Raw genomic sequence first — 5,248 nt, 5'->3', positions numbered from 1 at the left:
GAAGTATACCTACAACCGTGTCAGCTAATTGGTTCCCAAGATCATCGATATAGTTGTGAACCTCCACTTCGTACCCAGCATGCGAAAGCATACGCGACAAAGAGTCACCGATACAGGAATTTCTCAAATGGCCGACATGCGCGGCTTTGTTCGGATTGATGGACGTATGTTCGACCAACACTTTGGATTTCTTGCTAGGAGTAGCGCGCTTAGTTAGAGCTTGATATTCACCATTAGCCCATGCATCCCAGTTGATATAAAAATTCAGAAAACCAGGTGCAACAGCAGCTGCCTTGCTAAACAAACCTTGGACAAGCCCGTTCTGTTCGATGCGATTCTGAAGCTCCCCTGCGATCTGCAATGGCGATTTGCGTAATATTTTGGCCAAAAGCATGGCAATGTTGGAGCTGTAGTCCCCATGTTCCGGATGCGCCGGATGCTCGGTTATAATTTTCAAATTGTCTGGTCGCTGGGTCCCGGACTCCTGGAACATGGCTTCGACGTGCTGCTCAATTTCAACGGTTAATAGCTGCTGAATCATCATATTTTCCTCCCAAATCACATGATTTGCATACAAAAAAGCCCTCGTCTCTAAATAAGAGACGAGAGCTGTTCATTCCCGCGGTACCACTCTAAGTGTTAAATCTACAGATTTAACCCCTCATACGATAACGGCTTATGCCGGATCTCCCTACTGCTCATTTCGGAAGACCATTTCCCAGGTCCGTTTCGTTCCTGACATTCGTACCGGTTCCCACCATTCCCGGCTCGCTGCGCCTGTCCGACAAGAACTACTGTCCTGTTCATCAATGTTACATATCAAGTTATGAATTGACTGAATATTACTTCAATATTTTCAAGTTGTCAAGAGGCAACTAATTTCATCATTAAGATGCCAATAAACGCCAAAGCCAGTCCAGACTGTTCCATTCTTGAAAATCTATCCTTCAAAACAAATCGCGTGTACAGCAGAACAATCAGTACATTCAATGCGACAACAGCAGAAACTAAACCTGCTTTGCCATGTTCAAATCCATGAATAATGAAAATCATGCCGACCACATTCGTAATGCCCACGATCATCCCAAACAGAAAAGTCCGTCTTTCCGTCCAGCCTGAGGCGGCTGCCACTTTTACTTGAGCGTTGCCACCTTGCTTCTTATCTTGCTTCTGATCCCTCAACCACCATAAACCAAAACAAACGGTTCCGGTAGCAAACATACAGAACAGTGTCGGAAACAACGGGGCCGATACCAAAGTCGTCCATTTACTTGACAAGTCATTGGCAGCAAAGAGAATTAAAGCCAGTGCTCCCCATCCCGCACCTTGCAAATTTTTGAGCGTAATATCATTGGAGTAGCGCACGACTAAAATCCCGATAACAATAATGACAAAGGCAAGAAACTGCATGATGTTTAGTCGTTCATCCCAAATCAGATACGCAACGAATACCACAACAACGGATGGCAAACCGGTGAGAATCGCGACCAGCGACGCTTTCCCTACGGCAAAACCTTTGAACATACTGGCATTGGCCCCAAAGGAAAACAGCCCCATTTGAACGCCAATCAGTGCAGACACCGTCCAAGCTTGTTGTAAAAGGATGGCGCAGATGCCGCTAATTAGCGCCCCCATGAAAAATGTGCCGCATAGCAGCACATTCCGATTTAATGATTGCTGGCTGGACCAGTGATACAGAATGCCTCGCAGCCCGAAACTGAAAGCCGCAAGTACGGAATACATGAGCCACATCCGAACAGCTACCCCTCTCTTTTGCTTGCAAAGATCGGGTTATTTTACCACATTAATCCTTATTGAACAACACTTTGTTGTAGGACAAGGTTCTCAAGAATGGCATCTCCGCTCGTAGAAACTTTCACTTCCGCATACTTAGCATTTTGTTCGTATTTGCGACCCGTTCCTTCCGGGATGAAATAAGTTTCAATGCCATACTCGATCTCTTCGTACCCTTTCCGGGTACCGTTAATACGAACTTCGCCTGGCGCAAGATCCTCACCTTTTGTGTATATGCGGCTAAATTCATACACACCTGTAGCTGTGTTCGGAGCAAGCACAACAGAGATTTTCTGCTTAGATGTCACATCGCCTTTGCTCGTATCCGAAATAGGCGGCTCAGAAATCGTGTAGCGCAAACGCACATAATCACCTTGAATAAGCGATCGTGGGTCCAGCGGTTCAAGCTGGAGTTTGATGAGCTGTCCATGGGAGAGCAGCCATTCACTTTTGCCGATTTGGATGGACATCGCCGCGATTTGCAGCAGCACTAGCACCGCAATTAGGAGGCGGTTCGCCTTATCATTTGCTCCAGCAGCTGCTTCTGGTTCGGCAGCTTCCAGACGGTGTCTTTTTTCATACCACACGGTGAAGATCAGTATCAAGATTCCGATCATAGCGAACGTAACCGATTTGTGCAGCAGCTTCCAGGCTAAATCGTAATATTTGTACACGAGGAAAGCTGTCCAGAAGCCCATCGACCAATTGAAAACCCAGCGAATATGCAGCTGTCTGCTAACGACTAAGGCAAGCACCACAAGAACAAAAAACAGGGCATTGGTGACATAATACCAGCCAGATTCGGTCATGAAGGTTAATGCAAACAAAGTTAAAAGGAACGATGGATAGCTGCTATAGAGCACTGGTTGCCTAATTGCAGCATTCCGAATGACCTGACCGCCTGCAAACAGGGCGAATAGTAAACCCGCTATCACTGACAAAATGATAACACTGCTATCAATCCAATTGGCTAATATCGCGGCTGTAATCAAAATGGCAGCAAGGAAGAAAAAGACGCGATGAACCATCCCGGCAATGTAGATAAATGCAGCTATTGTAAGCGCTAAGAAAGCGAATAAGACCAGGACATTTTCTGCAAACATAGCTGCTCCCGCGCCAAGAAGCAGCCCGCTGATCAGTATTGTGTACCGGACAAGTGCATTTAACTTTTTCAAAAAGATCATGCCAGCGACAACAACAAGCCCAAAACCCATCAACACATTCTCAGGGTTCTCGAACCCCAGCACCAACGTAACAATCCCAATAACTGTCAGGCTGCCTAGCAGCGAGCCAATAATAACCACCGAAACCGTGAGAACGCGCACAATCCATTTGGTAAAATCACCTTCCGATTTATCGTGCTCACCTGCCTCCCCTTCGAATTCACCATTCGTTGGTTTCTCGGCAGGCTGCCATGCACGGATAAATGTCATGAACTTCACATTCGCACCGATGAATACAATGACAAACAGCAAACTCACTATGAAAAATAGCTCATTATAATTGTGAACGATGAGTTCAATGTATTTGAAAATAATCGTGGCTGAAATCCATAAACCTGAGAACAGCAGATAGACTTTGTTACGCGTCTTATGGGAATACCATACTGCTGCCCCAAGAACAGCAATCAGGGGCAAATTCATGAACACCCCATAATCTTCGAATACGTACGAATTTGAAAGCATGAGCAGTATGCCTATAACCGCTTGAAATGTAATCCACTTCAGAAACGACGAGTTCAGCTTTCCACGCTCTGTTAACAGATAGAGAATACCGTTTGCAACAGCTAATCCTGCCCAAATCGCGATTTGGACAACCTCCAAATCTGATCTCTCACCCCACTGCGGGAAAAAGTAAAAACAATAAGCCAAATGCCCAAGTATATACGATAGGATGTAAAAAGGCTGCCACCTCGTCCAGATGGCAAAAAGAAATGCCGGAATAAACCAGATTGCAAACAATGTATAGCTATCAGCATGGGAGTTGTAGGTTTGCCCAATGAGCCCTGCCCCTACACCAAAGGAAACGCAGCTTGCAAACAAGCTAAACTTACTCAGAAACTGTCGGCCGGCTTGATGGGAAAGCCAGACTGATAACCCATAGAAGCCGAGAATAAGCAGAAAAGCAGGTACGAACTTCTCCCAGCGGTTTAATTGCTCCCAATTGGTTGCAAAGAAATATACAATGGCAGTTAGAAGAGAGCTGGCTCCCAGTACATAGCCTAATTGAATCGTAATCCATTTCGATTTCATGATGCATACCCTCCTCTCGTCTTACTTTTCATTGTACTTGAGTTATAAGTTTTGAGAAGTACTAACTATTCCTAGTACCCGATCATTAGCTTAGCTAATCATTCTACTTCTCCCCAGCGTCGAAGTGCATAAGCTGCCAATAACAACGACGGCTAAGCCTTTCGGACGACAATAAAGCCGATTCTACCTTAGAGGTAATAATCGGCTGAGTATGTATATGCGCGAAGCTAACCTTTTTTGACTATAGTTATCGTGTCCTCCTTGTCATTCCACTTGATATGAAGTTTAAACCCATCTTCATCTACATAAGGCGTTTCTTCGGTAGACTTTCCGCTCATTTTCAAATTTCTCGAACTCGTTTCGCTAGTACCACTTTGATTGAAATTTTTGCTATCAATGAAAGAGTAACTGACATTTTCAACAGACTTACTTTCTTTTCCAATATACGTGATTACAAATGATTTCTTATGATCGGAAGGGTGAACTAAACATTCCACTTGCCACTCTTCCGTTTTTCCGATAAATTCGATCGTCTTTGAGCAGCCTATTAATCCTAGTAAACTTACACATATCAGGCCAACAATCCATGGTCTCATAGCAAATCCCCTTTATGCGTCTATTTCATTAAACAAGCTTCAATTTTACGAAAAAATGAATCTGTCCGCTGCCTTGCTCTGCCCAAATGGCACCTTCGTGCGATTCTACAATACTTTTGGCAATTGCGAGCCCCAGACCAGAGCCTCCGGTATTGGATGAGCGTGAAGCATCAACCCGATAGAACCGATCGAATAGCTGATGCAAGGCGTCATCACTAAGCAGTTCTGCTTGATTGCTAACTTGCAGAGTGACATATCGGTAATCATGGTGCAATCTGACCGTAATCGCCCCCGGCTTCAGGCTGTACTTCAGGGAATTTCCCAGAAGATTCTCGAAGACACGAATCATTTTATCCACGTCGATACGAACCAACAGCCTCTCCTTCGGGATCGTGCGGTTGATCGTAAGCTGCTGCTCTTCTGCCAGTGTGACAAACTCCTCAAGCAATTGGTCTAGTAGCTCATTGATTGCAACCCCTTCTTTGTAAAGAGGTTCATCATGATTCGATAACTTCGTGAACTCGAACAAATCATCAATGAGCAGCTTCAGCTTCTCGGACTTATTATAAGCAATACTAATATAGCCAGCCGCCTGCTCAGGTGTTT

Annotated in this window: 5 protein-coding genes and 1 other annotated feature; all 5 genes read right to left on the bottom strand. The window is 44.9% G+C overall.

What is annotated here, in order from left to right:
- The coding region (gene argS, locus AC1DUA_RS22175) for an arginine--tRNA ligase domain-containing protein (RefSeq protein WP_477501840.1) at positions 1 to 544 on the bottom strand (544 nt) is incomplete at its 3' end.
- A gap of 51 nt (positions 545 to 595) precedes the next feature.
- Positions 596 to 816, bottom strand: a binding site (T-box leader).
- 48 nt (positions 817 to 864) lie between these two features.
- A complete protein-coding gene (locus tag AC1DUA_RS22170) occupies positions 865 to 1,752 on the bottom strand; it encodes an EamA family transporter (protein ID WP_477501839.1) in 888 nt (295 codons plus the stop codon).
- Positions 1,753 to 1,811: 59 nt separating this feature from the next.
- Positions 1,812 to 4,046, bottom strand: a complete 2,235-nt coding sequence (locus AC1DUA_RS22165; protein WP_477501838.1) for a GDYXXLXY domain-containing protein — start codon at positions 4,044 to 4,046, stop codon at positions 1,812 to 1,814.
- Between the two features lie 227 nt (positions 4,047 to 4,273).
- Positions 4,274 to 4,642, bottom strand: a complete 369-nt coding sequence (locus tag AC1DUA_RS22160; RefSeq protein WP_477501837.1) for a hypothetical protein — start codon at positions 4,640 to 4,642, stop codon at positions 4,274 to 4,276.
- A gap of 28 nt (positions 4,643 to 4,670) precedes the next feature.
- The coding region (locus AC1DUA_RS22155) for a sensor histidine kinase (RefSeq protein ID WP_477501836.1) at positions 4,671 to 5,248 on the bottom strand (578 nt) is incomplete at its 5' end.

It is taken from the genome of Paenibacillus sp. 01T422, from assembly GCF_056398785.1.
This window is presented reverse-complemented; position numbering and strand designations above follow the sequence as displayed.